Origin of the sequence: Mycobacterium paraseoulense (genome assembly GCF_010731655.1) — a bacterium.
In the GTDB taxonomy this organism is placed as follows: Bacteria; Actinomycetota; Actinomycetes; order Mycobacteriales; family Mycobacteriaceae; genus Mycobacterium; species Mycobacterium paraseoulense.
On the sequence record NZ_AP022619.1, the window covers coordinates 6038190 to 6064916 of the forward strand.

25 protein-coding genes, 4 tRNA genes and 1 pseudogene are annotated in these 26727 nt (G+C 65.8%); 20 read left to right on the forward strand and 10 right to left on the reverse strand.

What is annotated here, in order from left to right:
• Positions 1-10: 10 nt before the first annotated feature.
• From G6N51_RS28475 to G6N51_RS28500, 6 genes are all read left to right on the forward strand, one after another.
• Complete coding sequence (locus tag G6N51_RS28475) at positions 11-202, forward strand: hypothetical protein (RefSeq protein WP_142275248.1); 192 nt, start codon at positions 11-13, stop codon at positions 200-202.
• 75 nt (positions 203-277) lie between these two features.
• Positions 278-778, forward strand: a complete 501-nt coding sequence (locus G6N51_RS28480; RefSeq protein ID WP_083175936.1) for an Rv2253 family sensor-like surface protein — start codon at positions 278-280, stop codon at positions 776-778.
• Positions 779-844: 66 nt separating this feature from the next.
• On the forward strand, positions 845-1135 hold the full coding sequence (locus G6N51_RS28485; protein WP_083175924.1) for a hypothetical protein: 291 nt from the start codon (positions 845-847) through the stop codon (positions 1133-1135).
• A 271-nt stretch (positions 1136-1406) separates the two neighbouring features.
• Positions 1407-1739 carry a hypothetical protein gene (locus G6N51_RS28490; RefSeq protein WP_083175922.1) on the forward strand — a complete coding sequence of 111 codons (333 nt, stop codon included), beginning with the start codon at positions 1407-1409 and terminating at the stop codon, positions 1737-1739.
• Positions 1740-2043: 304 nt separating this feature from the next.
• Positions 2044-2850 carry an SDR family oxidoreductase gene (locus tag G6N51_RS28495; RefSeq protein ID WP_083175920.1) on the forward strand — a complete coding sequence of 269 codons (807 nt, stop codon included), beginning with the start codon at positions 2044-2046 and terminating at the stop codon, positions 2848-2850.
• Between the two features lie 127 nt (positions 2851-2977).
• Positions 2978-3871: a helix-turn-helix transcriptional regulator gene (locus G6N51_RS28500; protein ID WP_083175918.1), complete on the forward strand. Its 894-nt coding sequence runs from the start codon at positions 2978-2980 to the stop codon at positions 3869-3871.
• Between the two features lie 198 nt (positions 3872-4069).
• Here G6N51_RS28500 and G6N51_RS28505 read toward each other — a convergent pair.
• The 3 genes from G6N51_RS28505 to G6N51_RS28515 form a co-directional block, all read right to left on the reverse strand.
• Positions 4070-4144: transfer RNA gene (locus tag G6N51_RS28505), tRNA-Val, on the reverse strand.
• Positions 4145-4157: 13 nt separating this feature from the next.
• Positions 4158-4231, reverse strand: a tRNA-Cys gene (locus G6N51_RS28510).
• 28 nt (positions 4232-4259) lie between these two features.
• Positions 4260-4332, reverse strand: a tRNA-Gly gene (locus G6N51_RS28515).
• A gap of 182 nt (positions 4333-4514) precedes the next feature.
• Between G6N51_RS28515 and G6N51_RS28520 the strand changes: the two genes are divergently transcribed.
• The 3 genes from G6N51_RS28520 to G6N51_RS28530 all read left to right on the forward strand — a co-directional run bounded on the left by G6N51_RS28520 (position 4515) and on the right by G6N51_RS28530 (position 6308).
• Positions 4515-4586 (forward strand) — tRNA-Val (locus tag G6N51_RS28520).
• 212 nt (positions 4587-4798) lie between these two features.
• Complete coding sequence (locus tag G6N51_RS28525) at positions 4799-5506, forward strand: GAF and ANTAR domain-containing protein (protein ID WP_083175916.1); 708 nt, start codon at positions 4799-4801, stop codon at positions 5504-5506.
• Between the two features lie 43 nt (positions 5507-5549).
• Positions 5550-6308 (forward strand): GAF and ANTAR domain-containing protein, encoded by a 759-nt coding sequence (locus G6N51_RS28530; RefSeq protein WP_083175914.1) that lies wholly within the window; start codon positions 5550-5552, stop codon positions 6306-6308.
• A gap of 5 nt (positions 6309-6313) precedes the next feature.
• Here the strand turns inward: G6N51_RS28530 and G6N51_RS28535 are convergent, their stop codons facing one another.
• Complete coding sequence (locus G6N51_RS28535) at positions 6314-7117, reverse strand: GAF and ANTAR domain-containing protein (protein ID WP_083175912.1); 804 nt, start codon at positions 7115-7117, stop codon at positions 6314-6316.
• A 46-nt stretch (positions 7118-7163) separates the two neighbouring features.
• On the reverse strand, positions 7164-8798 hold the full coding sequence (locus G6N51_RS28540) for a fatty acyl-AMP ligase (protein ID WP_083175934.1): 1635 nt from the start codon (positions 8796-8798) through the stop codon (positions 7164-7166).
• A 938-nt stretch (positions 8799-9736) separates the two neighbouring features.
• Here G6N51_RS28540 and G6N51_RS28545 point away from each other — a divergent pair.
• A pseudogene (locus G6N51_RS28545) lies at positions 9737-11046 on the forward strand (fatty acid desaturase family protein).
• Here the strand turns inward: G6N51_RS28545 and G6N51_RS29335 are convergent.
• Positions 11023-11163, reverse strand: coding sequence for a hypothetical protein (locus tag G6N51_RS29335; protein ID WP_169718413.1), 141 nt, complete (start codon positions 11161-11163; stop codon positions 11023-11025). The pseudogene G6N51_RS28545 and the gene G6N51_RS29335 sit on opposite strands and share 24 nt — an antisense overlap.
• A 268-nt stretch (positions 11164-11431) precedes the next feature.
• Here G6N51_RS29335 and G6N51_RS28550 point away from each other — a divergent pair, with 268 nt between their 5' ends.
• The gene (locus G6N51_RS28550; protein WP_232078601.1) at positions 11432-12556 is read left to right on the forward strand and encodes a glycosyltransferase; all 1125 of its coding nucleotides are present in this window, start codon (positions 11432-11434) and stop codon (positions 12554-12556) included.
• A 17-nt stretch (positions 12557-12573) separates the two neighbouring features.
• Here G6N51_RS28550 and G6N51_RS29340 read toward each other — a convergent pair whose 3' ends face one another.
• From G6N51_RS29340 to G6N51_RS28560, 3 genes are all read right to left on the reverse strand, one after another.
• Entirely contained in the window at positions 12574-13035 is a 462-nt protein-coding gene (locus G6N51_RS29340) for a DUF5994 family protein (RefSeq protein WP_232078602.1), read from the reverse strand.
• Between the two features lie 274 nt (positions 13036-13309).
• The gene (locus G6N51_RS28555; protein ID WP_083175906.1) at positions 13310-13777 is read right to left on the reverse strand and encodes a DUF5994 family protein; all 468 of its coding nucleotides are present in this window, start codon (positions 13775-13777) and stop codon (positions 13310-13312) included.
• A 160-nt stretch (positions 13778-13937) separates the two neighbouring features.
• Positions 13938-14741 (reverse strand): transglutaminase-like domain-containing protein, encoded by an 804-nt coding sequence (locus tag G6N51_RS28560; protein ID WP_174814352.1) that lies wholly within the window; start codon positions 14739-14741, stop codon positions 13938-13940.
• 601 nt (positions 14742-15342) lie between these two features.
• Here G6N51_RS28560 and G6N51_RS28565 point away from each other — a divergent pair.
• The 6 genes from G6N51_RS28565 to G6N51_RS28590 all read left to right on the forward strand — a co-directional run bounded on the left by G6N51_RS28565 (position 15343) and on the right by G6N51_RS28590 (position 23730).
• Positions 15343-15786, forward strand: coding sequence for a DUF5994 family protein (locus tag G6N51_RS28565; RefSeq protein WP_232078497.1), 444 nt, complete (start codon positions 15343-15345; stop codon positions 15784-15786).
• A gap of 131 nt (positions 15787-15917) precedes the next feature.
• On the forward strand, positions 15918-17504 hold the full coding sequence (locus G6N51_RS28570; protein ID WP_232078498.1) for a wax ester/triacylglycerol synthase domain-containing protein: 1587 nt from the start codon (positions 15918-15920) through the stop codon (positions 17502-17504).
• A 329-nt stretch (positions 17505-17833) separates the two neighbouring features.
• Complete coding sequence (locus G6N51_RS28575; protein WP_083175898.1) at positions 17834-19024, forward strand: sensor histidine kinase; 1191 nt, start codon at positions 17834-17836, stop codon at positions 19022-19024.
• Positions 19025-19251: 227 nt separating this feature from the next.
• Complete coding sequence (locus tag G6N51_RS28580; protein ID WP_083175896.1) at positions 19252-22521, forward strand: serine/threonine-protein kinase; 3270 nt, start codon at positions 19252-19254, stop codon at positions 22519-22521.
• Positions 22522-22546: 25 nt separating this feature from the next.
• Positions 22547-22840, forward strand: coding sequence for a hypothetical protein (locus G6N51_RS28585; protein WP_083175894.1), 294 nt, complete (start codon positions 22547-22549; stop codon positions 22838-22840).
• Between the two features lie 50 nt (positions 22841-22890).
• Entirely contained in the window at positions 22891-23730 is an 840-nt protein-coding gene (locus tag G6N51_RS28590; RefSeq protein ID WP_163750856.1) for an enoyl-CoA hydratase/isomerase family protein, read from the forward strand.
• On the opposite strand, the gene G6N51_RS28595 is transcribed toward G6N51_RS28590, so the two are convergent.
• On the reverse strand, positions 23725-24501 hold the full coding sequence (locus G6N51_RS28595; protein WP_083173286.1) for an MBL fold metallo-hydrolase: 777 nt from the start codon (positions 24499-24501) through the stop codon (positions 23725-23727). The genes G6N51_RS28590 and G6N51_RS28595 overlap by 6 nt on opposite strands.
• A 161-nt stretch (positions 24502-24662) precedes the next feature.
• On the opposite strand from G6N51_RS28595, the gene G6N51_RS28600 reads away from it, so the two are divergent.
• From G6N51_RS28600 to G6N51_RS28610, 3 genes are read left to right on the forward strand one after another with little or no spacing between them, the layout of a single operon-like run.
• Positions 24663-25850 carry a lipid-transfer protein gene (locus G6N51_RS28600; RefSeq protein ID WP_083173285.1) on the forward strand — a complete coding sequence of 396 codons (1188 nt, stop codon included), beginning with the start codon at positions 24663-24665 and terminating at the stop codon, positions 25848-25850.
• Between the two features lie 2 nt (positions 25851-25852).
• Positions 25853-26311, forward strand: a complete 459-nt coding sequence (locus G6N51_RS28605) for a MaoC family dehydratase N-terminal domain-containing protein (RefSeq protein WP_083173297.1) — start codon at positions 25853-25855, stop codon at positions 26309-26311.
• Positions 26308-26718, forward strand: a complete 411-nt coding sequence (locus tag G6N51_RS28610; protein WP_083173284.1) for a MaoC family dehydratase — start codon at positions 26308-26310, stop codon at positions 26716-26718. The genes G6N51_RS28605 and G6N51_RS28610 overlap by 4 nt, the downstream gene beginning before the upstream one ends.
• The last annotated feature ends 9 nt before the right edge of the window (positions 26719-26727 follow it).

Genomic DNA, 26727 nt, shown 5'->3' on the forward strand with positions numbered 1-26727 from the left:
CGGGTGGAGCGTGCCCCTTAAACGTGTTGACGAATTGAAGCCCGGGGACAAGATCCGCATGAAGATCGGGCATGCCACCGTCGTCGCGACTGAACCCATCGACGACGACCGCACCATGCTCACCTTTTACTACGGGACCAAAGCCCCGGCCGACAACGCCCTGACGGTGGATGTACTGGACGACGACGAGTGGGGTTGGTAAGGCAATCGGGCAGATGCTTGCTCGTAATGGACCGGCGCACGACTATTGAAGGGGCACGGCCTCAGAGGAGAAATGATGACGTCGGACCGCTTGAAAAGATTCGCCGGTTTGTGCGCTTCGCCGCTACCGATCGCCCTGGCACTTTCCCCGACGGCCGTCGCCGACAATCCGTCCTGGAACGGCCAGTACGCCATCACGTTCATGGTTGGTCCGAAGGCCGGGACCAGCATGGCGGTCGGCAATCCCGAGGTGCAGCACACCGAAACCTATGGTTTGCGCTCGAGCTGTACGAACGGAAAGTGCGTGGCCACCATCGTTAGCGGTCCCCCGCCAAGTAACCCGACGGTGCCGCAGCCGATTCAGTTCACGTGGGATGGAAAGTCCTGGACGCAAGTCAGCGACTTTCAGTGGGACTGCATGATGCCCGACACCTCGATCGAATGGAATCCGGCCCGGGCCACGGTGCGCTACACGCCCCAACCCGACGGGTCGCTCGACGGGATCATGCACACCGACATCTTGAGCGGCGCCTGCCAGGGCACCATCGACATGGACATGAAGGCTGAGCGCGTGTGAATTCACCCCGAAGCCGCCTGCTCAGTTTCGTTTGCTGATTACTTACCGTTATGGCTGGGTATCCATGTGACCGTGCGTTTCTTCTCCGTTGCTGCCGTGCTCGGCATGGTCGTCGCCATGCTGGTGGCCGCACCGGCTCGCGCCGACTTGAGCGGTTACGGAAATTGCGTGGGAAGCATTACGGAAGTCCCGCTGTGGGAACACGACTACCAGAACCAGCAGCTCATTGGGGTTATCGAACAGGACCTGAACTCCGGTGTTTCTCCGGCCGCTGAAGCGCAAAAGGTATCGCATATGGGGTTCGACCCCCGGTTAGCCAATCGGATCGTGGAGTGCGTGATTCAGGAGCGCCCGTAAAGCCCTAGCTGAACGGTCGCCGAGCTCCTCTCACGAGGGTGTGGCCAACCCTCCAGCCGCGGTCGCCACCGTGTGTCCTGGTGGCGGCGCCGGCGATGAGACGGCTTCAGTGTGGTTGCGAGGCTTGCGTTTTCGGGGTCCGCTTTCGAGGGTCTGGTCGGTGAGGCCGATGGGAGGGCTCCCCGCAAGTCGTTGCCCGGGAACGAGAACCGAGCGGGTACGTCCCACCGTCAGCCGCGAGCACCGTTCGTCGCGATGGGATCATAGGCGGATGACCATCCACACCTGCATGGGTTGCGGGCTCGAGACCCGTTACTCCTATGGGCGCGCCTGCATGGGTTGCGGCCTGAGAACCCACCACTCGTACGGTCATCGGCCGGACTGGTATCCGCAGGCGGCGGTAGCTTTCGCGACGCCGGCAAGGATCGTCGGCCTAAGCGAAAGGCATCCGACGGCCGCGATGGCGTTGATGGTCCCGGGCACGCTCGTCGCCTTGGCCGCGGTCGCCGCGTACCCGTTCGTGTTCGTGCCATTGTTGGTGCTGTTCAGCGCGGCTTTGGTGGCGTCGGTCCGCTACGAGGAAGCCCGCACCCCTACGAAGTAGATGAGGGCTGATTCGCGCGGCGGTGGCGCGATAACACCGGTCATCTATGACTAACAGGTCGATCCAAGACGACGATGCCGGGTCGTCATACAGGTCAAGGTGATCTCGAAAGGTACTGTGCAGGAACGATTGTGGCGGTGTGAGACGGCCAACCGGGCACGGGTGGCTCTCACGGTACCTGTATCACCGGGATCTCCCAGACGTCCAAAACGCCTGTCAATCTGGTCGCGATCAGTTCAATCCGGCTGCCCCGAATGCGCGACCGTGTCGACGCATTCTTCCACGACCGACGGGACGGAGACCAATGGCGGACAACCAATTCACCACTCACACAGAACTTTTCGACCTGAGTGGGAAGTACGCCCTTGTCACTGGCGGCACCAGTGGCATTGGGATGATGATAGCGCGCGGCCTTCTCCAGGCGGGCGCCCGCGTCGTCATCAGCTCACGCAAGGCAGACAGGTGCGCGGAGGCGCAGCGCCTACTGTCCGAATTCGGCGACGTTCAAGCTATCCCCGCCGACCTGTCCAGGCATGACGAGTGTCAGCGCCTCGCAGACCTTGTCAAGGCCGACTCGGAACGCCTGGACATCCTGGTCAACAACGCGGGAGCGATGTGGCGCGAGCCGCTAGCGACATTCCCGGACGAGGCCTGGGACGCAGTGCTCGGCCTCAACCTCAAGTCGCCGTTCTGGCTGGTGCAGGCGCTGCTCCCCGCACTTCGCAGGGCGGGCACCGCCGATGATCCCGCGCGCATCATCAACATCGGCAGTATCGCCGCCATCCACGTCGCCCAGTCGCCCAACTACTCGTACGCCAGCAGCAAAGCGGCACTCCATCAACTCACCAGAGTGCTTGGCAGAGAGCTGGGCCCACAGCACGTCACGGTGAACGCGGTAGCACCGGGAGTGTTCCCGTCACAGATGATGGCGTCCACGCTCGATGCCATCGGCGACACGATCGCGGCGGCGGCGCCTCTGCGCCGGCTCGGCCGCGACGACGACATGGCGGGTGTCGCCGTGTTTCTCGCTAGCCGGGCCGGGTCCTACCTCACGGGCACCATCATCCCGGTCGACGGCGGCATCGCGACGACCGCGACGGGTACGCCCTGAGCGTCGGCGCGAACGTTTGGCGGCGGCCGATGCCCCCGCGTGAACGCCTCCGAGTCGGGTCTCAACGCGGTCGTCGGGGTACCCACAGTGCCTCCCTCAGGCTGCGGGAGGGGCTTACGGTGAGGGGATGGCCACGGTGGATCTACGCGCCGACATCCGGGGGTTCCTCAGCTCGCGTCGCGCCCGCATCGCACCCGAGCAGGCGGGCCTGCCCGCGTACGGCGGCAATCGTCGGGTCAAAGGTCTGCGCCGCGAGGAGGTAGCGCTCCTGGCGGGCGTATCAGTCGACTACTACGTGCGCATGGAGCGCGGCAGCCTCGCCAGTGCCTCCGATGGCGTGCTCGATGCGTTGGCCTCTGCCTTGCAACTCGACGAGGCCGAGCGCGACCACCTGTTCCACCTCGCACGCCAATCCCGGGCGCCCAGCGGCCCACGCCGGCGCAGGCCTGTGGTGACGGTGCGCTCGACGCTGCAGCAGGTGCTCGACGCCATCTCCGATGCGCCGGCCTGGATCCGTAATGGACGATTTGACGTGCTCGCCATGAATCAACTCGCCCGCGCGCTGTACTCACCGGTGCTGGCCGACCCGCGGCGGCCCGCGAATACAGCGCGGTTCGTTTATCTAGCTCCCGAGGCGGCCAGAGATTTCTTTGTCGACTACGACCAGTTGGCCAGTGACGCGGCCGCGAAGCTACGCATGGAAGCCGGCCGCAATCCGCACGACGAGCAGCTGATCGCCTTGGTCGGCGAACTGTCAACGTGCAGTGAGCTATTCCGGCAGCGGTGGGCATCTCAGGACGTGCGGGTGCACCGGTCCGGACGCAAGCGGTTGCACCATCCGATCGTGGGCCAGCTCGACTTGGACGTCGAGTCTTTGGAACTGCCCGCCGACCCCGGCCTGCACCTCATCGTCTACACCGCGCCCGCGGGCACGCCGACCGCTGATGGTCTCGCGCTCCTGGCGTCGTGGGCGGCCACCCAACAGAGGCTGGCGACCGAGCTTGAAGCACCCAGCGGATAGTCCGACGCCGTCAGCCGTACTGGTCAGCGGACCGCGCACCAGGGATTTCTTTCAGCTTGGCCTTCCGCCGTCTGACCGGCCGCTCACGTACCGGTGGTAGTTCTCTTGGCGGCTGCCGATCCCATCGCCGTATTGGCCCGCATTGACACGCCACTTTGTGTAACTCGAGTGGACACAGCCTCTGAGCTGCAAGAACTCTGGTGCGCGATACTGGGATTGAACCAGTGACCTCTTCCGTGTCAGGGAAGCGCTCTCCCGCTGAGCTAATCGCGCCGGGTCCAAAAGCTGGAGGTGGAGACGGGAATCGAACCCGTGTGCACGGCTTTGCAGGCCGTTGCCTCACCACTCGGCCACTCCACCGCTGGGATTGATGCCACTTGCACCTTCGAGCGGATGACGGGATTCGAACCCGCGACCCTCACCTTGGCAAGGTGATGCGCTACCAACTGCGCTACATCCGCGCGCCTCGGACGAGATCGTCGCCCGGTGCGAAGCACGACGATAGTCGACGTGAGCGGGCACATACAAATTTCTTGGTACGGACCGTGTCCAGGCTATCGCGGCGTATTGGCGACCCGCGGGCGGCCGGTACTGTCGAGGCCAGGCTCGTGCTAATCTTCGACGTCGTTCGCCTCTCGGCGCCGGTCCCGTGGCTCAGTGGGAGAGCGTCCGCTTCACACGCGGAAGGTCGCTGGTTCGATCCCAGCCGGGACCACTTTGCGACGGTGCAGGCACGGGTCAATCACCGTTGTGTTGGCTGCCGAATCGATGCGCGATCACGGCCGCTTTGCGCCGCGAGAGGCGGAACCGTCCTGCGGTAGCGGCGGTACGCTCGTCAAAGCCCTCGAACTAGGAAAAAGGTGGAGGGATGCCAATGGCGAGACCCCCGGGCGCTTCAGCAGCTGCCCGAATCGTGTTCGGTTAAATGTGGCGATTCACGAGCGGCTGCTCGCCGCCGTCGACGGCCGGCGCGGGATAGAGGCCGCCGACTCTCTGTGCCACGCTTGCGTGGTCTTCCTCGAGGTTGACGCAGCGGCGATTTCGATCGTCTTCGACGGCGCCAGCAGCGGCACACTGGGATCCAGCAGCCCGGCCGCGCGCATCTACGACGAATTGCAGTTCACGCTCGGCGAGGGACCGTGCCTGGACTCCGTCACGCGGCGGATTCCGATTCTGGTCGTCGACCTCGCCGATCCCGGCGAGGCCCGGTGGACCGCCTACGGGCCCGCCATGCTGGCCCACGGCATCAGAAGCGTCTGTGCGATACCGGTCGTGGTGGCCGGCGAATTTGTCGGCGCCCTCGACCTGTTCCGTACGCAGCCCGGACCGCTGCCGGACGAGGATTTGGTCGGCGCGGTCGCCGCCGCGGAGCTTGCCGGCATCCCGCTCCTGGACCTCATGAACGCCGACCTGCAGGCAGCCGTTGCCGACCCCACCAGCAATGCCTGGGCCGAACTCACCATGCTGAGCCGCTCGGAGGTCAGCCAGGCCACCGGAATGCTGGTCGCGCAGCTGGGGATTGAGCCGGCCGAGGCCCTTGTCCGGCTGCGCGCTCACGCTTATGCCACCGGCCGCAGCGCTACCGACGTGGCCCGCGACATCCTCGAGCGCCGGCTGAAGCTCGAGGCCGACTGATGCGGTCTCGCATAGGCAGAGGGAACAGTCCGAAGGAGGCGCTGTGACTGACACTCCCCGTGAAACCCGCGTGCTGGACGCCGTCGTCTCGCTCGTCGACAGCCTGCTCGACGACTTCGATGTCGTCGACCTGCTGACCGACCTCACCGAGCGATGTGCTGAGCTGCTCGACATCGAGGCCGCGGGATTTCTGCTTGCCGACCCGCTGCACCGGCTCCGGTTGCTGGCCGCCACCTCGGAGCAGGCCCGCGAAATCGAACTCTTCCAGCTCCAAGCCGACGAAGGCCCATGCGTGGACTGCTACGCCACGGGTCGACCGGTTTCGGTCGCCGACGTCCAATTGGTCGCAGGGCGGTGGCCGCGGTTCGTCCCCGCCGCGATCGGGGCGGGCTTCGCCTCCGTGCACGCCGTTCCGATGCGCGCTGCCGGCATAGCGTTCGGCGCGCTGGGTTTGTTCGGCACTCGCCCGGGCGAGCTCAGTGAGGCCGACCTGCTCGTCGGCCAGACGCTGACTCACATCGCATGCGTCGCGATCCTGGCGGAACACCCGCCCACTCCCGCCACCGTCATGCCGCACCTACGCTCCGCACTGACCAGTCGCGTCATCATCGAGCAGGCCAAAGGCTTCCTCCGTGAAACCCTGGGTGTGTCCGTGGAGGACGCGTTCCATCTGTTGCGCACGTACGCGCGGGCCAAACGCCAACACTTGACCGACGTCGCCCGCAGACTGATGACCGATCGGGATTCCCGCCCGCTACTGCTGGCGGAGTTGACCGAACTCGTGGCCGCGCCACCAAGCTGACCGGTTCAGCGATGCCGCGCGCGGGCGCGCCGCACGGCCTCTTCGACCAGCCGTTCGGCGACGACGTTCAGCTTGATGTTCTCGGTCTGGCTGATCTGGGCGAGCCGGCCGAAGGCCTCCTCGGCGGTGCTGCCCGACCTGCTACGGATGATGCCGATCGCCTGATCGATCACCGCGCGGCTGTCCAACGCGCGCTGCAATCGCGTCGTCCGTTCCTGGGCGTTGGCCAGCAACTGCGCGTTGTGCACCGATACCGCGGCGGGCCTGGCGAACTGGGACCCCAACCGCACCGCGTGCTCGCCGAAGGCGTCGCGGTTTTTGGCATAGGCATTGATCGCCCCGATCACCTGGTCGTCAACGATCAAGGGGAGTGCTAGTGCGGAATGCACGTGCATCCGGGCTACCCGGCCACCGAAGTGCGGCCAACGGCTGTCACTTCCCAGCGATCCGCTCACCGCGGGCCGCCGCGACTGCATGCATGTTATGCATGGCCCCTCGTGCAGTTCGTCGTACTGGATGGTGTCGATCTCGTGGACGAGTGCCGCTGTCGCCGCCCAGGTCTGGACACTGGAAATGCCGTATCGAGGGTCGATCAACGCGACGCCCACACCGTCTGCGCGGGGAATCGCCTGGGCGGCGAATTCCGCCACGTCCCCCAGAATGTCGATCACGCCTTGGGCGCCGGCCACAATCCCGGACACGCCGCGGAGCCCGGCATACAACTCGGCCTCGTCCGCTTCCCGTTGGGTGGGGGAGGGCTCGGATCGTGCGGGCGCATTGCGGCCGGGCTGGGCGTCGAAGTCGGTCACTATCCCCTCCTCCGAGACAAACCTACTCTTTGCCGCGCCCCGGTAGTCAGCTCACGAGCGTCAGCGTATGGACGCGTCGAAGCTTCCCCGACGGCGTTTTCGGGATCGTTCCCGGCTCGAGCACGACCACGTTGCGAGGCCGGACATCGACCTCGGCGACCACCTCGTGCGCCACCTGATGCTCGATGCGGCGCACCTCGGCCGGGTCCTGCCAGCTATTGGACTCGACCGCGACAGCGAACGTCTCCCGCGACCGTCCGGCATCCAGGCGCACCGCCACGGCACAGCCCGGCCGGACCCCGGGGACGCGCCCGGCGGCACGTTCGATGTCGGTGGGGTAGACGTTGCGGCCAGCCATGATGATCACGTCCTTGACGCGGCCGCAGACGACGAGGTGTCCGGTCTCGGTGAGGTAGCCCAAATCGCCGGTGTCATACCAACCCTGGTCGTCTTGGGCCCCGACGAAACCGCCCATCGTCACGTACCCGGCCGTCACCGGTTCGCCGCGCACCTGAATGACGCCGACGCCCCGCGCGGACAGGATGTTGCCATCGTCGTCGATGATGCGCGCCTCCAGCCCCTTCAGCGGACGGCCAAGCGTTGTCAGCCGCCGGGTTTTGCCCTTGGCCGCCGGAACGGCTCGGTGGAGCAGGGCGAGCAGGTCTGCGTCCACCTCGTCGATCATCAGGCCCGCGCCGCACTCGGAGAACGACACAGCCACTGTCGTCTCGGCCATACCGTACGCGGGAAGGATCGCCTCCGGACGCAACCCGAACGGTTTGCCCGCTTGGCAAAAGTCTTCGACGTCGGCCGGTTCGACTTGTTCTGCGCCCGACAGCGCCCACCGCAGGCTGGACAGGTCGAACTGGCCAGGCTGGGCCAGCGTACGGAGGCGTTTGGCGAACAGCTTGTAGGCGAAATTCGGCGCGGCGGTCATCGTGCCCTGGTACTTGTCGATGAGTTTCGCCCACAGCAACGTGTCGCGCAGGAAGTCCATTGGAGTGACCTTGACTAGCTCTGCACCGAAATACATTGGCACGGTTAAGAAGCCGGTCATACCCATGTCGTGGAACAGTGGCAGCCAACTCACGATCACGTCGGTATCGATGTCTACTTCTGCGCCGATGAACATTGCCTCGGCGTTTGAAACGACATTGCGGTGCGAAACCTGAACGGCCTTGGGCGACCCGGTAGAACCAGACGTCAACTGCAGCAGCGCAACGTCGTCTTCGTCGGTCCGGACCGGATCGATCGGCTGGCCGCCGAGCAGTTGCTCGATTGTCAGCACTCGGGTACCCAGCTCGGCCAGAAGTGGGCCGGCGGCCATGAACGGGTCCGAGATGACGACCGTCTTGGCGCCGATCATCTTGATGACGGCGGCGGTTTCCTCGGCCCAGCGCGCAAGATCGGTGCGCGGCGTGGGCTGGTGGAGCATGGTGAGGCTGGCGCCGCGCATCCAGATTCCCTGCCCGGCAGGCGCGATCTCGGCCGGAGCACCTGCCAGCACCGGGACGGCGTCACCGCGGTCGACGCCCGCGGCGGCCAGGCCACCCGCGATCCGACGGGCACGCTCATGCACCTCGCCCCAGGTGTGTCGGACGGGACAATTCGGCTCCCCGGTGACCAGGCCCCTCGAACTGGACCGGGCGGCGTCATACATGGTTTCCGTGAACTTACTCAAGGCCATTCCTTTGGCTCCGGCGCGGCGGCGCCGCGGTTGGCGTCCGGCCGTGCGCCTGGGTGTTCAATTGCGGACCCGCGCGCCCGGACGAAGCCATGCGTCGATGTTGCGGCGCCAAACTTTCATCGAAATTGGGAGTGCGCCCGCATTTCTGATGCTGGCGCGGTAGGAGTGCCGTCCGCCGGGAAATGAGGCGGACGATGAATGCAGCGATAGCGCGTGCCCTCTTCACGCACGCCACAGATGTTTCGTCGCTCCGATTGAAGCGCGGTCTCGAGCATTCAGACACACTGACGGTACATACGTGCGGGCTACCAGCCAGCGGGGCGCGCCGATGTTGCCGACGGGGGGCAGCGACCAAAGCCTGACCACCGGACTCCGTCAGGGGCAGCCGGGAAGAACAACCCTTTGACCGTCGAATTAACCGGGTGTCCGGTCACGTTACGGCGGGGATCTCTTCGATCGCCGCAGGACGTTTCCGGTGGCTGCGCAATCAACCGTGACAAACCATACCGCAGGGTCCTCGAAAAATTGCCGAATGCGGTAACCGTCCCGGGCTGCCACCCGGTGGTCACCGGAGGCGTAGCGTTGTGGGTACTGAGTTCATCAGTCTGTCGGAAAGCACGTTGGCAGTAAGCCGCGGAAACTTGGTGAGCGTCTGCTCGAGGCGCACGTCGCGGTGTCCACCCGTTTCGTTCCCGGACAGCACCGGAAATCGCTCATTCGCCCCCAATACGGAGGACTACCACAAGAACCGGTAATCAGCTGCGTCTGCCATCGGCGTTCCCCAGCTTTGGCGCATCGAACCACGGGGGCGTCGCCTGTCCATCAGGCGCTGGTCGGGGGTGGCTTGCCGCAGCGGTTGCACCGGTTCCGAGTTCTTCGTCGCCCATGCGCGCTGAGAACCCACATACAAGCTCGACGAAAGAGAGCAAACGATGGCGATTACCGACATTGCGGCCTTCGCTCACCTAACCGACGCCGACATCGAGAACCTGGCCATCGAGCTGGACGCGATCCGCCAGGACATTGAAGACTCCCTCGGCGAGCGCGACGCCCGCTACATCCGCCGCACCATCGCCGCGCAACGCGCCGTGGAGGTGGCCGGCCGGCTCATGCTGGCCGCGAGCGCGAAACGCTCTGCGTGGTGGGCGGGAACGGTGACCCTGGGCCTGGCCAAGATCATCGAGAACATGGAGATCGGCCACAACGTCATGCATGGCCAGTGGAACTGGATGAACGATCCCGAGATCCACTCCTCGACATGGGAGTGGGACATGAGTGCGGCATCAAAGCACTGGATTTCCTCCCACAACTTCCAGCACCACAAGTACACCAACATCCTCGGCATGGACGACGACGTCGGCTACTTCATCCTGCGAGTCACGCGCGACCAGCGCTGGGAGCGCTTCAACGTCGGCAACCTGCTGTTCAATGCCATCCTCGCGCTTGGGTTCGAGTGGGGAATTGGCTTGCAGACCGTCGATTTCGAGAAGATCGTGAAGGCTGGACCGGAGCGTGCCCTCACCCTTCAGCAGGCACGTGAGTTCTCAGCCAAGGCCGGAAGGCAGGTGGTCAAGGACTACATCGCGTTCCCGGCGCTGACCTCGCTGTCGCCGGCGGCGACCTACAAATCGACGCTGAAGGCCAACGCGGTGGCCAACGTGATCCGCAACATCTGGGCCAATGCGGTGATCTTCTGCGGGCATTTCCCTGATGGCGCAGATAAATTCACGAAGACCGACATGACCGGCGAGACCCGGGGCCAGTGGTATCTGCGCCAGATGCTGGGTAGCGCCAACTTTGCCGCCGGGCCGGCGATGCGGTTCATGAGCGGCAATCTGTGCCACCAGATCGAGCACCACCTCTACCCCGATCTGCCCAGTAACCGCCTGCACGAGGTCTCGATCCGGGTCAGGCAAATCTGCGACAAGTACGACCTGCCCTACACCACCGGTTCGTTCCTGATGCAGTACGGCAAGGCGTGGCGCACCATCGCCAAACTGTCGTTGCCGGACCGTCACCTGCGCGACACAGCCGACGACGCCCCGGAAACCCGCAGCGAGCGGATGTTCGCCGACTTGGAGCCAGGTTTCGGCGGCATTGACCCAAGGACAGGGCGCCGTCGCGGGCTCAAGTCAGCAATCGCCGCGATCGCAACCGGCGTCGCGAAGCCCGCCCGAAGTCGGCTTCGGTGATTCTGCCATCCGAAAGAAGTTGTGCCTCAGCGCTTTTCGTTGCGAAGTAGCGCATCGGTGGCCGCCGCGGTGCGACGGTCCGCCTTGACGTGCTTGTCGGCGCGCTTCTCCTTCAATGACTTTCCGGATTTCTTGCTCATGGTTCGTCGAGGAGACTTATCGGACATCGCTGGCCCCTTCGTCATGGGGGCCTGGTCGGTCCCGATTCTGCGACTGTACTCCACGGCGGGGATCCCCGGGCTTCGCTGGGTCCTTTGCGGGTGTATCCTCAAAGGAGTTGGAAATCCAGGCAGTCCGGGCTGAGTCAGTCATATGCCGCTGATCGCACCGAGCAACCGCTCATGCCGGGCACGCAGGTGGCCACATGTAGTTGGGATTACCTTGAGCGCCTTGGTCGACTTTCCATGTCTAACGGATTCCCCTGGTCGACAGGGTATTTCCGTTGCCACGAGTTTCGGCATTCTGGGTACGTATCCACCGACGGCATCCGGGCTGGCTACGTTCAGCGCCGCGCTGGCAAGCGGGTTGAGCGCCAATGGCGCCGAGGTCAGCGTCGTTCGAGTGTCCGACGGCCCGCCGTCGTCGAGCGCCCGCGTCGTCGGAGAGCTGGTCAACGGCTCAGCGGCATCCGTCGCAGCATGCGCGGAGTTGCTGAACCAGAGCGATGTCGCCGTCATCCAGCATGAGTACGGCATCTACGGAGGCGTCGACGGCGCCGAAGTCGTGGCCATCATCGACAGGCTGCGTGTCCCGTTGATCTTGGTCGCTCACGCTGTCCCCAAAGATCCTACACCGCAACAGCGGTCGCTTCTCGAGCTGCTCGCCGCCCGGGCGGACCAGGTGGTCGTGATGTCCGAGGCGGCCAGCCGACGGCTGCGCCGGGGCTTCGACATCGCACGCCACAAAATCGTCACCATCCCCTATGGCGCGACCGTCCCGACGAAGCCATCCTCCATGCGGAGCGGTCGACCCATCGTGTTGACCCCGGGCCTGCTGGGCCCAGGCATGGGCATCGAGCGGGTGATCGAGGCAATGGGGTCGCTCAATGATCTGCCCGGCCGGCCGCGGTATGTGGTTGCGGGCAGAACGGACCCTAATGTGCTGGCCGCCGACGGCGAGGCGTACCGGAATGCCCGGATAGATCAGGCGCTGCGCAGCGGTGTCGCGGATTCGGTGTGCTTTGACACGGATTGCCGCAACGTTTCGATGCTCACCGAACTCTTCCAGTCCGCGGCGGTCGTGGTATTGCCCTACGACTCGACCGATCAGGTCACCTGCAGTGCTCTGGTCGACGCCGTCGCGAGCGGCCGACCGGTCGTGGCTACCGCGTTCCCGCACGCCGTCGAGCTGCTCGCCGGTGGCGCCGGCATCGTCGTCGCGCATGACGATCCGGATGCGCTGGCTGGTGCCCTGCGCCGGGTGCTGACCGAGCCGCGCCTCGCCGGTGCGATGGCGGCCGAGGCCAGGAGTTTAGCGCCCGAGATGGCCTGGCCGAACGTCGCGCGCGCGTATCTGCGGCTGGCGCATCGGGTCCTCGCGCAGCGACGGGCACGGGCATGAGCAAGGGTGATACCCGCTCAGCCCCAGGACGTTTCGTGCGGATCCAACGGTGCCGATTGCTCCGGACTCCCAAGCCCCGAGGCGCATCTGCGCACGAGTTGGCGCAGGCCGCCCGCATTCATCGGTTCTGCTGAAGTGTGAACCTCACCCATGAGGCGGCGGGCGTCCTCCGTAGAGCTCGAAGGCGCTAGCACGAACAGCACCGCGTCGCGAGAATGCGTACCCATCAGATAGATGGTGTCGCTGGAAATCAGCCGGTAGGGATTGAGTGAAACCATCTCATTGTGGCGCCTAATCCGTGTAGGCGCGGGCAACCACACACTCGGGTCGTAAACGACCCGGCGCACTGTGCCGATCCATAGACCGAATACGGCAAGTAAGTCCGGTAGCTCTGAGCTCAGGTCCAAGCTCTTCGGCCACCACGCCCCGTCCACGGCGGCGCTTGTATCGTCGCGTCCACATAGCGCTAACCGGGTCATGTTTGACGGGGCAGCGGAAGGATGCGCCACGCGACGCTCCGATCTACCAATTTTGGCTATCACAGGACGGCCACCGAAGGGGCGGCACTGGACAAACCCACGATCTGTGCAGCATAGGCCGTGCCCGGCGGGACGACGTTCGACATCGGGGGCGGCGATGCAACAACCGAGGTCCTCAATCGGCGAGCGGCCGTGTCCGGTGCGGCGCGTGGAGGCCGCATCGACTGAGCCTTATTGATTCCCAGTGATTTCCGCGATGAGCCCCTGCACGGGTCTATACCGGGGCCTCCATTTCTTCCGGGCTGATCATGAGGCCCTCGACGGTCGAGCCATTGTTCGGGCTGGCCGCGGCCATCATGATGGTGTGCGCCTGGTCCGGGTCGGTGTGCGGGGAGACCACCAATAGGACGATTTTGTTGCGGTTGAGGCCGAGAACTTCGATGGTGTCGACCGGCTGGCGGCGGTATCCGTCGAGTCGTACCATGCGTCCCCCGGCCGCGAACTTGGCTGGCGGCTTTGCCCATTCGTTGACGTTGTAGATCACGCGGCCGATCGGCCCGAGTCGAACTGACAGCACTGCCAGCAGATCCGGTAGCTCCGCCGTCAGGTCATCACCGTGCGGCCACCAGGCGCCATCGACATACCCGCTTTGGGGCGCCTTGGGCTTTAGCCTCAGGCGCGGTGTGTGTTCCGGTGGGGTTTGCCGTCGCCCGGCATCCGTGTGGTCTTGTTTCAGCGTCATCGCGACGCTCCCGTCTTGACCGCGAGACCGGCCAATCAATCGAATCGGCGACGAGATGGCTTGAGTAGTCAGGTGCGAAGTATCGCCGATGGTTCCCACACTACTCGGGTGGTCCAGAACAGAACGACGGCGCGCTGGTCGCGACCAGCGGTCGGGCGTCTCAACGGATGGAAACGAGGTGGTCGATCGAATCCCGCGGTAGGTCGCCGTCGACGACGGCGGTCACCACCAGCTGGTTCAGCGTGATCGCGCCTCCGTGATTATCGAGAAACGCGGTGTCGGAGGCGTCGCGACCTGTGGCTATCCGCACCAGGGTCTGCCGCGGCGCTAGCAGCGTCGCATCGACCACCCGCCATTGCCCCTCGACAAAAGCCTCGGCCACGGCGTGAAAGTCCATCGGATGCACTCCCGGCGCGTACACCGATACCAGGCGGGCCGGGACGTTGACCGCCCGCAGCAGCGCCACCACCAGATGCGCGTAGTCGCGGCACACACCTTCGCCGGAGAGCAGGGTTTCCACCGCCCCGTCGATCGGATCGCTTGAGCCGGGCACATAGTTCAGCCTGGTGCCCACCCACGAGCTCACATTCTCCAGCAGCGTCGCCGAATCACCGTAGGTGCCGAATTCGGTTGCGGCGAAACCATAGAACTTATCGGCCTCGGCGTAGCGACTGGGTCGCAGATACATCGACAGGTCGTATTCGGTCACCGGAGCCGGATCAGTTTGACCCACGATCGTCGCCGCGTAGTCGACCCTCAGTGTGCCCACCCCCGCGTCGAACTTGTGGATACGGTTGCCATGCACACCGCTGACGTCCAACGGCTGGACGGGCCGTCCGTTCAAGACGAAACGCAGCGATTCGAAGACCTCAGCACGTGGATGCGGGGCAACTGCGATCTGAAACTCCAGCGTCGTGGGTGCGGTGATTTCGACTTCGAGCTCGGCGCCCACTTCACGTCTCATAGCGCGATGATGCGCCAGTCGCCCCGCATCCGCCAGCCGTGCGGCGGCACGGGGCAGGAATGGCGTGCACCCTGCACACCCGTCCGCCCCCAGGGATCATCATTGCGTGACACCGGCCGACGAGTGGCCACGTTTCAATCTTCTCTCTTTGCCGTATATGGCTTAGCCTGTGAGTCGGCGACCGATATGAGCAGGTTGCGCTCGTAGTCTGTTGCTAGATGGTCGTTGGTGGGCAACTGTGGTGTTGAGCAGCCAGCACCGGACCGACCGCCGTCGAATCTTCACCGTGTGTACCAACGCAGCAGGGCTCCTCTACAGCGCCGCCGGGGTATTTCGGCGCGGACCGTGGGTCTCGACCGCCGTCGCCGGCTGGTCACAACCGCAGGGGGTTAGCCGCTCGATGGCTTTGCCCCGGCCCAGATCGGAGTAGGCTGCAACACATCGGCGGTATTCCGTTTGTGATCGTTGTGGGTCATATCGTCGCCGATTCGAATTTGGCCGGTCTCGCGGCCAAGACGGGAGCGTCGCGGTGACGCTAGGGCAAGCCCGCAACAGCTCGAGGTGGGACACGACACGGGGCATCCGCGCGCCGCGGTTTCGGTTGAAACCCACGGGGCATGCCAGCGGCTATGTGGATGGTGCATGGTGGCCACGCAGCGACGACCTGATGACGCAACTGCCTGATCTGATCGCCGATCTGTCGATGCGTCTGGGCGCGATCAGTTGTGTGAAGTACAACAACACCGAATGGAGGGCAACGTCCGCCGGACTGGTGAGCGGGGCACGGGTGGTCCGACTTGACGGAGACCGCGGCCATCCGCCCAATACGGTGGAAGTCCTTGACTGCCAAGGTGATAAGCTTGCGTTGCTGGTTGTCCCATTTCAGCTTGGCCCGGATCAGGCGCACGCGATCGTGACGGCAGCCGCTGCGCCTGGTGACGTGTCAAGCGTCGATACCCTGCTCATGATCAGCGCGAAAGACCGCGAAAGCCGCACGAAGAGGAGCGCCGCGCGCGCCCGCTGGGAATTCGCAACGCGGCTTTGACGATTGCCGACCCAGGGTCTTCGGCGACTTCGGTATCGAACTCGATAGTCGAGCCATCGAATTGAATAAGTGACTGGCACAACCGAAGTGAACAGATCGTCACCGACGAAAATGTGCCGCTGGGTGCCGTGATGCTGTCCGCATCACTGCCGGCACGGGTTGATAGAGGTTGTGAATCACGAGTTTTCGTTGCACGAAAGGGGGCGCTGATGGTTATGCGATTGTCGGGGACCGATGCGCTGTCGCTGCACACCCAGAGCTCGAAGATGCCTGCGCACACGGTCACGCTGGTGATCATCGATGCGTCCGATCAGCTGAGCCACCAGCGGCTACACCAACTGGTGGCCGCGTCGCTGCCGCGACTGGCGCGGTTTCGGAGCCGGCTGGTGACCAAGCCGCTGGGCGTGGGGCAGCCCGTGTGGGCCGAGATTGACGACTACGACCCTTCTCCGCAAATTCACCGTGTAACGCTTCACGATCCCGGTGGGCGGCGGGAGTTCGCCGATCTCATCGCGGACTTGAGCGCCGGGCGACAGGATGGCCTCAGCCGGCTGTGGGAAGCGTGGAGTATCAGTGGCCTGGCGGGCGGCCGGTGGGCGTTGGCCGTGAAGATGTCACCTGCCCTGAACGACGGGGCCGCTGGAATAGCGTCCGTGTGGCCGCGGCTGCTGACCACCGGACCGCACGCCGACCCGACCGACAATCTGCCGTCCGAGCCGAGCTTCGGCTCGGCGCCCTCCGTAGGCGAACTCGTTACCGACGTGATGACCGAGATCATCGAAAACCATGTCGCCGGAATGTGGCTGGTCGCCGAGACGGTATCTGGTGTGCTGCAGACCGTAAGTGGTCGGCTGCGTCGCATGCGCGCAGGGGCCCCGACGGACCCGGTGGCATCGTCGATGAGCGGGCCGGTGCCGCACACGGTCTTCAACGCGCCGCTGACCAAGCGACGTGCAGTGGCCCTGGCCTCGATCCCGCTGGCAGACGTGAAGACGGTCAGCGACGCGTTCGGGGGCAGCATCACCAATGTTGTTCTAGCCGCCTGCACACTGTCGTTGCGCGCGTGGCTGCAACGGCACGACAAGGTACCCGGCGACCCGCTGCTGATGCGGATGCCGTTCGAGCTGCCGGCCACGGATCCCCCTAGGGCCGGCAGGGCGTTGAGTATGGGACGGCTTCGCATCCCGGTACACCTCGCCGACCCGGTGCAGGTCCTCGCCAACCTCCATACCGCCACCGAAAGACTGAACGCACTCCGCAGCGGTAGAAACGAAAACGATTTTCCCACAGTCGATTTAGCGGCGATGGCTTCGCTTACCCCGCCGACCCTAGCTCGCCTGGGTATGCGGCTCTACACCCGATCAGGCCTGCGGCGCCAGCTCAAGCCGATCTGTCATGGCAGCGTCTCCCACATTGCCGGTGAGCCGGTGCAGGCCTACTGTGCCGGCGCCAAGGTCGTCGGCATGTACAGCGTGGCGCCACTGGCCGAAGACAGTGGGTTGAGCATCGGCCTGACCTCCCGAGGTGACGACTTGGATGTGAGCGTATGTGCGTGCCCCGACAATGTTCCTGCGATCGATGATATTGCGACCGGGATCATGCGGTCCGTCGATGTTCTGGTGGCGGCCGCACAGGAATCTCCTCGCGGGCAAGGCCGTTCCGTCGTCACGGAGATGACGTCACACCCGGCTAATCGTTCACGCGGCCAGCCCCATTGACCGGCTCAAGTAAGTCCCCGTGCTGTCGGTATGGCCGGGATTTTCCGATCATTATCCGGAAGTCATCGGCGATCACAGCGGCGCCATAAAGGGTTAGGCATGGCCTCAGCCAGTCTCCGCCCGGTGAGTTGTTTCTTTCACCGACGCATACATGTAGTGTTGAAGTATCGGTGCCAACCAGGCACGAGAGTATGGCCTCCGATCGTCGGGGACACGCTGGTCTAAGCCGTAACTGTTCTGCTGAGGCTGCAGGGCTGATGGCGTTAATTACCACGCTGCAACGACTGGCCACCGCTTATCGGTAACGCATCGTGTGGCGGGAGGCCGTTATGGCAATTCAGAATGATGACAGCATCTTTTTTGACCGGGTCCGCGCGTCGGCCCGGCGTGCCAGCGCCAGCCGCGAAATCTTCGCCGCTCTCTTGTCCGACGCCGATCTTCATGTGCAGCCACTGCAGCTGATTGTCGAACGTGCCGCGGAGCTGGCCGATGCCGAGCAGGTGATCGTGCTCGTTCCGGTTGACCCGGATCAGCCCCGCGGTGACGTGGACCAGCTGGTGGTGTCGGCAGCAGTCGGCGTGCACGCCAATGAACTTCTCGGACAAGAGGTTCCGGTCAGTGGTTCCAGCGCCGGTGAGGTGTTTCGGTCTGGTGAGCCCCTGATCGCCGATACGTTTCGCCATCCAATGCAGGCGTTCGCCGACGTCGGTAAGCGACCCGCAATCGTGATGTTGCTGAGGTCCGGGCAACAGGCACTGGGTGTGATGGTGGTGGTCCGTAACGCCGGTGCACCACCTTTCGGCGACGAGAATTTTGACCTGGCCCGCGACTTCGCCGATTACGCCGCGATCGCGCTGACGCTAGCCACCGCGCGACGACACGCGAGTGAACAGACCGTGCTGGCTGATCGGGACCGCATCGCCCACGATCTGCACGACCATGTCATCCAGCGCGTCTTCGCCATTGGCATGGACCTGCAAGGCGTCACCGCACGCCTGCGTTCACCACAGCTGGCGGCGCGGGTGGTCCAATCCGTGGACGGATTGGACGCCGTCATCGACGACATACGCCGCTCCGTCTTCAAACTGCAACGTCCCGCGGCCGGCCGGCGCAGTTTCGCCCAGCGCATCCAGGACGCGGTCGAACACCTCGGTGACGACCACGGCGAGGTCACCACGCTGAGCATGGCTGGGCCGATGGCCACCGTGAGCGATGAACTCGCCGACCACGCCGAAGTCGTTGTCGTCGAGGTGCTCAGCAACGCGGTGTGGCAATCAGCGGCCGCAAACATCAGCGTCGAGGTCAGTGTCACCGACGAACTACTCATCGAGATCACTGGTGATGGAAGCGGAATCCCGGACGACCAGCGCCGAATTGGCCTGGCCAATGTTGTCCAATGCGCCGAAGACCTCGGCGGCCAGTGCATGATCGCTAGCCCACCAGACGGCCGTATCCACGTCTGCTGGCGCATACCGTTGCAGGACTCGTACCTTCATACGACAGCGGTGGCCACGATTTAGACAGCCCGGTGGGCCAAGGACTTCGGCGAAGCCACCATCGCGCCAGCGATGATCGAAACGCCTCAAGGGGAGCCGGGACCACCACGTCGTGGCAGCCACTGATCGCCTCGCTCGCCCTCGGGTGCCTGTAATGCGGAAGTTCCTGCCATCGCACCAGGTCATTCCGCGCTATGGTGACACGACCGGTGGGTTGGCACCCTCTTTACTCGCGAGGACAGTGACCGTCGATGGCCGACGTGGATGCAGAGGCGATCCAGCAGGATCTGATCGCCGGGGTCGCCGCGGAACTCGACTTCGCCGGCGTCGAGCAGATCGGGCGCGGCGGATTTGGCGTGGTCTACCGTTGCGCCCAGCCTGAGCTGGACCGCATGGTGGCGGTCAAAGTCCTGACCAACGACCTCGACCCGGAAAATCTCGACAGGTTCCTGCGTGAACAGCGCGCGATGGGCCGGCTCTCCGGGCACCCGCACATCGTCACCGTCCTGCAGGTCGGCACCACCCGCGGCGGCCGGCCGTTCATCGTGATGCCCTACCACGGCACGGGGTCCCTATGGGGGCTGGTCAGCGCTCACGGGCCGCTGGACTGGCGCGAGGTGCTGAGCATCGGGGTGAAGCTCGCCGGCGCGCTGGAAGCGGCGCATCGGGCCGGCATCCTGCACCGCGACGTGAAGCCGGGCAACGTCCTGCTCACCGACTACGGGGAACCGCAGCTGACCGACTTCGGCCTGGCCCGCATCGTCGGGGGGTTCGAGACCCGCTCGGGCGTGGTGATCGGCTCTCCGGCGTTCATCGCACCCGAGTTGCTCGAAGGCGCCACTCCGACAACCGGATCCGACGTCTACTCATTGGGCGCGACCCTGTTCTGCGCGCTGACCGGCCACCCGCCGATGGGCCGGTCGATCCCCGAAACGCTGGGCGAGCGGGGCGTGCCCGACGACGTCATCGCCGTCATCAAAACCGCCATGACCCGCGATCCGTCGCGCCGGCCGGCGACGGCTCTCGAATTCGGTGAGCAGCTGCGCGAAGTCCAGCGTCGGCACCGCATCCCGGTCGACGACATGGTGGTGCCGGTCGAGGCCAAGCGCGCAGGCTCGCCCCCGGCCGGGTCCTCGGACCATCGGCGCGACGCCACGACGACGCCCCCGGCGCCGGTGACGAAATACCGTCCGCCGGCATCGGTCCAATCGCTGGTCCCGCGCGATCGGTTGATGGCGCTGTTGCGCGCGGCGGGCCGCCGGCGGCTGATCCTGCTGTATGCGCCGTCGGGGTATGGCAAGACCACCCTGGTCGCCCAGTGGCGCGCCGAATTGACGGACTCCGGCGTGACGGTCGCCTGGCTGACCGTCGACGACGACGACAACAACGTCGTGTGGTTTCTCGCCCACCTGCTCGCCGCGATCCGGCGGGTGCGGTCCGCCCTCGCCGAACCGCTGGAGCAGATCCTCGAACAACGCGGCGACGAGGCGACCCGCTACGTGCTGACCTTGCTGATCGACGCGATCGACGAGACCGGCGAACCCGTCACGCTGGTCATCGACGACTGGCAGCGGGTATCGGACACCCGGACCATCGACGCGCTTCGGTTCTTGATCGACCACGGTTGCGATCACCTGCAGATCATCGTGACCAGCTGGTCGCGCGCCGGATTGCCGTTGAGTAAGTTGAGGATTCGCGATGAACTAGTCGAAATCGATTGTGAAAAGCTGAGATTCGATGCTGACGAGGCGCGGTCACTGCTCAACGAATCCGTCGGCCTGCAATTGGCCGGCAGCGACGTGGCGGCCCTCACCGCATCGACGGACGGGTGGGTCGCCGGCCTGCAGATGGCGAAGCTCTCGCTGCGCGGCGGTGGTGATCCCGGCGCCCTGGTGAGTCGAATGTCGGGAGAAAGTGAGGAGGTCGGCGACTTCCTCGCCGAGAACGTCCTCGACATCCTCGACCCTCAACTGGTGGACTTCATGATGGCGACCTCGGTCACCGAACGCATCTGCGGTGAGCTGGCATCGGTGTTGGCCGGGGTCGACGGCGGACACGCCATGCTGGCAGAAGTCGAGCGTCGCGGCCTGTTCCTGCGCCACATCGACCATGACCCGCAATGGTTTCGCTACCACCAGATGTTCGCCGGATTCCTCCGACGCCGGCTCGACCGCGACAATCCCGGCCGCCTCAACGAGCTGCACCGCGCGGCGTCGGCGTGGTTCGCCGAACGCGGCTACGTCAGCGAGGCCGTCGACCACGCGCTGGCGGCGGGGGAGACCGCCCGGGCGGTGGACTTGGTCGAGGACATCCAGACAAGATCGTTGATCAACCAGTCACGCATGACCACCTTCCTCGGCCTCGTCGAGAAGCTGCCCCCGCAGCTGGTGATCTCGAGGCCACTGTTGCAACTCCCCGTGGCCTGGGCGAACATCCTGCTGCACCGCACGCAGGCCACCGAGGCGGCGCTCGATCGCTTCACCGCCGCCCTGGCCAGGGCCGACCTGCCCGAAGCGAGGCGCGCCGAGCTGACGTTGGAAGCGAACGTGGTGCGCGCGGTGGCCGAGATCTACGCCGACCGGATCGACGGGCTGGAGGACCTGCTGGCCGAGGTGATGTCGCGGGCGCAGGAGCTGCGCCCGGTGCTGCCGCAGGCCGCCGCCATCGCCCTGGCGTTCGCGGCGATTCACCGCTTCGACCTCCCGGCCGCGCAGCGCCTGCTGGAGTGGGTCGAGCCCTTCAACGAGCAGGTCGGCGCGGTCGGCGCGGTCTACGCCCGCAGCTGGGCGGGCATCGCCGCCCGCCAGCAGCTCGACGTTCCGCTCGCGTTGCGCCGTTTCCGGGAGGCGTTCGAGACCGGGGCCGCGGCGGGGCCCCACTCGTATGCGGCCCGGATCGCGGGCGCGGTACTCGGTGAAATGCTCTATGAGACCGGCGAATTGGACGAGGCGGCGGAGCTACTGGAGGAGAGCTATCACCTCGGCCCCGAAGGGGGCGGGGTCGACTACCTGGTGGCACGCTATGTCGTCGGCGCCAAAACCAAAGCCGCGCAGGGCGATCGCGAGGCCGCCGCCGGCCGGCTGGACGCGGGCATGGCGGTGGCCGAGAAGCTGCGGTTGCCGCGCCTGGCCGCCGCCATCACCCACGAGCGGGTCAGGCAGGGGCTACCGATCGACCCCGCCGAGGCCGCCCGGCTGCGGGCCGGGGGCGGCATTCCCCGCGCCGGCGACGGCATCGCCACCCTCACCGCCGAACTCGACGCCGCCTCCGGCATCCGGCTGCTCGCCCGGAGCCACGCCGGCGACGACCGCGACGAAGCGTGCCGCCGCGCGGCCGCCCTGCTGGCCGGAATCGACCCGGCCGCCCGGCCGCTGGCCGCCCTGCAAGCCCGCCTGTTGCTCGTCGAAATCCGCACCGCCGCGGGGCGCGCCGCCGACGCGCAGGACGACATCGCGGCGGTGCGCGCCCTGTGCACCCAGCATGGATTGCCGCGGCTGCTCATCGACGCGGGCCTCGGTTGACGGCAGAACACGAAAGGACGGTGGAATGGCAAGCAACCAGGAAGGCATCGGCATCCTGAAACTCGAATGCCCGCAAGGCCATCCGGTGGGCCGGATCCTCAAGGACGCCCCGCATCAGGCGGTTCAATACGATCCCGGCGCGATGGTGGGGCCTCGCCGGTTCTGGCCGGATGAAGATGACCAGCCGCAGTTCAACGCGCAGTGCAGGCACTGCGACAAGCCGGTGGGCGACACCACGGCCACGCTGCAGGTGAAACTGGCCGAGGTGATCGCGGACGCGTCGGTGACGACCGGGACGGCCACGCTGGCGTATCGGTAGGTCGCCGCTACGGTAAGAGCGACAGTAGCGACCGACCCGAGAGGAATCCCGTGGCCCAGGTTCCCCCCACCCAGCAGGACACCCCCCGCCCGCCGGAGGGGGATTGGCTCGGCACGCCATACCTCACCTTCGAGCGCCACGGGTCGATCGCGGTGTGCACCATCGACCGTCCCGAAGCGCGTAACGCCCTGACTCCCGCGATGTACTTCGGGATCCGTTACGCCGTCGGACGTGTCGTCGAGGACCCGGACCTGGCCGGGCTCCTCATCACCGGGGCCGGGGACGTTTTCGCGCCCGGAGGTGACATGGGCGGCGGGGGAGCCTCGGACAACTGGATCACCTTCGGCGGCGCGCTCGGCATGGACGTCACGCCGTTCGACACGGTGCGCACGTCGGCCAAACCCGTCGTCTCCGCGGTCAACGGCCTGTGCCAGGGCGGCGGATTCCAGATCGCGTTGTGCAGCGACCTGTCGGTGGTCAGCGACCGCGCCACCTTCCGGGTGCCCGAGCTGTTCCGCGGCTACGCCGACACCTACTACAGCCAGATGCTCGCCCGGGTCATCGGGCCGGTGCGTACCCGCGACCTGATGTTCACCGGACGGGTGCTGACCGCCGCGGAGGCCCTGGACTGGGGGCTGGTCACCCGCGTCGTGCCGCACGACGATCTGCTCGCCGAGGCGAAAGAGCTACTCGCCCAGTGTTGTCGGACCGCACCGCGGGCCCGCGGCGTCATCAAGTCCAGCATCGACAGCTACCTGGGCCTCTACGACCGCATCGGCATGACCAGCAGCCTGAGCGACGCCGAGGCGCGCGAGGGCTTCCGCGCCTTCAAGGAGCGCCGCTCGCCCGACTGGGTGCACCCCGACCTGCGGGTCGAGGGGCGGCTATAAGTCGATCCACTCCCCGTGGGGCGCGACCCGGAGCCGGTCGCCGATCCCGGCCTGATCGAACGCCGCGGCGAACTCGTCTTCGCCCTCGGTGAAGTGGGCCCACCCGTCGACGTGGGCCGGTATGACCAACCGGGCGCCCAGAACCTCGGCGGCGGCGGCCGCGCGCGCCGCGGTCAGGGTGAGCGGCCGCCCGCGCTCCTTGGTGGGCACCCGGGCCGCCCCCGCGAACAGCACCGCGACGTCGACGTCGCCCGCCCGATCGGCCACGTCCTTGACCACCGCCATCGAGGCGTTGTCGCCACTGAGATACACCGTGGGCAGCCCGGATCCGGACAGCACGAAGCCGGTCACCTCGCAGTTGACGTGGCCGCCGCCGTCGCGCTGGCCGTCGGCGGGGCCATGCATCGCCGGAACGGCTTGCACGGCAAGCGATTCGGACAGCTCATAGGTCTGCCATGGCGCCAGGCCCACCGCCGGCGGGCCGAGCCGCCCGGCGGCGCCGGGGTGGGTGAGCACCAGCGGTGCGGCCAGGGCCGTCCGCCGGCCCTCGTCGTCCAGATTGTCGGGATGCTGGTCGTGGCTGATCAGCACCGCGTCCACCCGGCCGAGCGCTTCGGCGCTGACGGCGGGACCGCTCAGCTTCGTCAGGTAGGCATGCACCCCGGGCGGGTCGAACGTCGGGTCCATCACGATCCGGTGCCCCGCGATGTCGACCACCGTGGTCGGACCGCCCAGCACGCTGATCGCGCAGTCACGCCGTTGTGCGTCCACCGTCGACCTCCCCATTTCGCGCACCGCAGCGTCTAGCCGTCAGCCGCCAAGAATTCTAGGGGCCGGCACGCCCACCCGCCCCGTCGCGCAATCCATCTTGCTTCTGCCCGCGTCTCCTGCTAGACATAAGTGAATATTTCCTAGTCTCTAGCGGAGAAATCATGGCTCATCGTGTGCTGGTAGCCGGTGTCGGGATGATTCCCTTCACCACCCCGAGTCGATCCGAGACATACCAGGGTATGGCCCAAAATGCGGCACAAGCAGCGCTCGCCGACGCGGGCGTCGAGTACGCGTCGATTCAGCAGGCCTATGTCGGCTATGTGTATGGAGACTCGACATCAGGGCAGTCGGCCTTGTACGGCTTGGGGCAGACCGGCATCCCGGTCGTCAACGTCAACAACAACTGTTCGACCGGTTCGACCGCGCTGTGGTTGGCGCGCCAGGCCATCGAGAACGGTGCGGCCGACTGCGTCCTGGCGTTGGGGTTCGAGCAGATGCAGCGCGGCGCGCTGGGATCGATGTGGACCGACCGGCCCAGCCCGTTCACCCGCTTCGACGACGTCACCCGAGCCGCGCAGGGGTGGGACGATGCCGCGCCGATGGCCGCCCAGTATTTCGGTGGTGCCGGCCGCCAGTACGCCGACAAGTACGGCACCGACCCCGCGACGTTCGCCCGGATCTCGGTCAAGGCGCGCCGGCACGCGAAGAACAATCCCTACGCGGTGTTTCGGGACGAGGTCACCGTCGAGGAGGTGCTGGCATCGCCGCACATCTACGGGCCGCTCACCAGGCTGCAGTGCTGCCCACCGACCTGCGGCGCCGCCGCCGCGGTCCTGGTCAGCTCGGAGTTCGCCCGCAAGCGGGGGTTGTCGCCGCAGGTCGCCATCAAGGCTCAGGCGATGACGACGGACTTTCCCTCCACCTTCGAAGGCGCAGACATGATCAAGGTCGTGGGCTACGACATGGCCAAGGCTGCTGCGGATCAGGTCTACGAAGCCTCGGGTGTGGCGCCGGAAGACATCCGGGTCGTGGAACTGCACGACTGTTTCACCGCCAACGAATTGCTCACGTACGAAGGCCTGGGCCTGACTCCAGAGGGCACCGCGGAGAAATTCATCCTCGACGGCGACAACACCTACGGGGGGCGCGTGGTGACCAACCCGTCGGGCGGACTGCTTTCCAAGGGACACCCCCTCGGGGCGACGGGCCTTGCGCAGTGCGCCGAATTGGTGTGGCAGCTACGCGGTCAGGCGGGGGCACGGCAGGTCGACGATGTCAGCGTGGCGCTGCAACACAACATCGGACTGGGTGGGGCGGCCGTGGTCACCCTCTACGAGAAGGTCGCGTGACCGTGGCGATCGACAAGGCCGTCATCGGAACCACCCTGCCGACCACCATGCTGACCGTCGAACGAGCGCGGCTGCGCTTCTTCGCCAAGGCGATCGGCGAGACCGACCCGGTCTACACCGATGTCGAAGCCGCCAAAGCGGCCGGCCACCCGGATATTCCGGCGCCCCCCACCTTCCTGTTCTCGGTCGAACTGGAGAACCCGGACCCGTTCGCGTTCCTCGCATCGCTGGGCGTCGACCTGCGGATGGTTCTGCACGGCGAGCAGTCCTTCACCTACCACGCGATCGCCTACCCCGGTGACGAACTCGTCGCCACGCCGCGCATCACCGACGTCTACGCCAAAAAGGGCGGCGCGCTCGAATTCGTGGTCAAGGAGACCGCGATCACCCGCGCCGACGGAACGGCGATCGCCGAACTGCAATCGGTCATCGTCATCCAGAACCTCGGAGTCACACCATGACACTCGCCGAATCCGTAACCGTCGGCACCGAACTGCCACCGCTGAACGTGGCACCGATCTCACGGCTGACGCTGGCGTTGTTCGCCGGCGCTTCGGGCGACCACAACCCGATGCACGTCGACCTCGACGCCGCCAAGTCGGTCGGCCTGCCGGACGTGTTCGCTCACGGAATGCTGTCCATGGCCTACCTGGGCCGGCTGCTGACGAACTGGGTTCCCCAGCAGCGCATCCGCGCCTATCGGGTCCGTTTCGTGGCGATCACCCCGGTGCATGGCGAACCGACCTGCACCGGCCGGGTCACGCACATCGACGACGTCGACGGCGAACGGCGCGCCACCGTCGAACTGGCCGTGCGGCTCCCCGACGGCACCACCACCCTCACCGGCGACGCCGTTGTCGCCCTATAACCGAAAGGC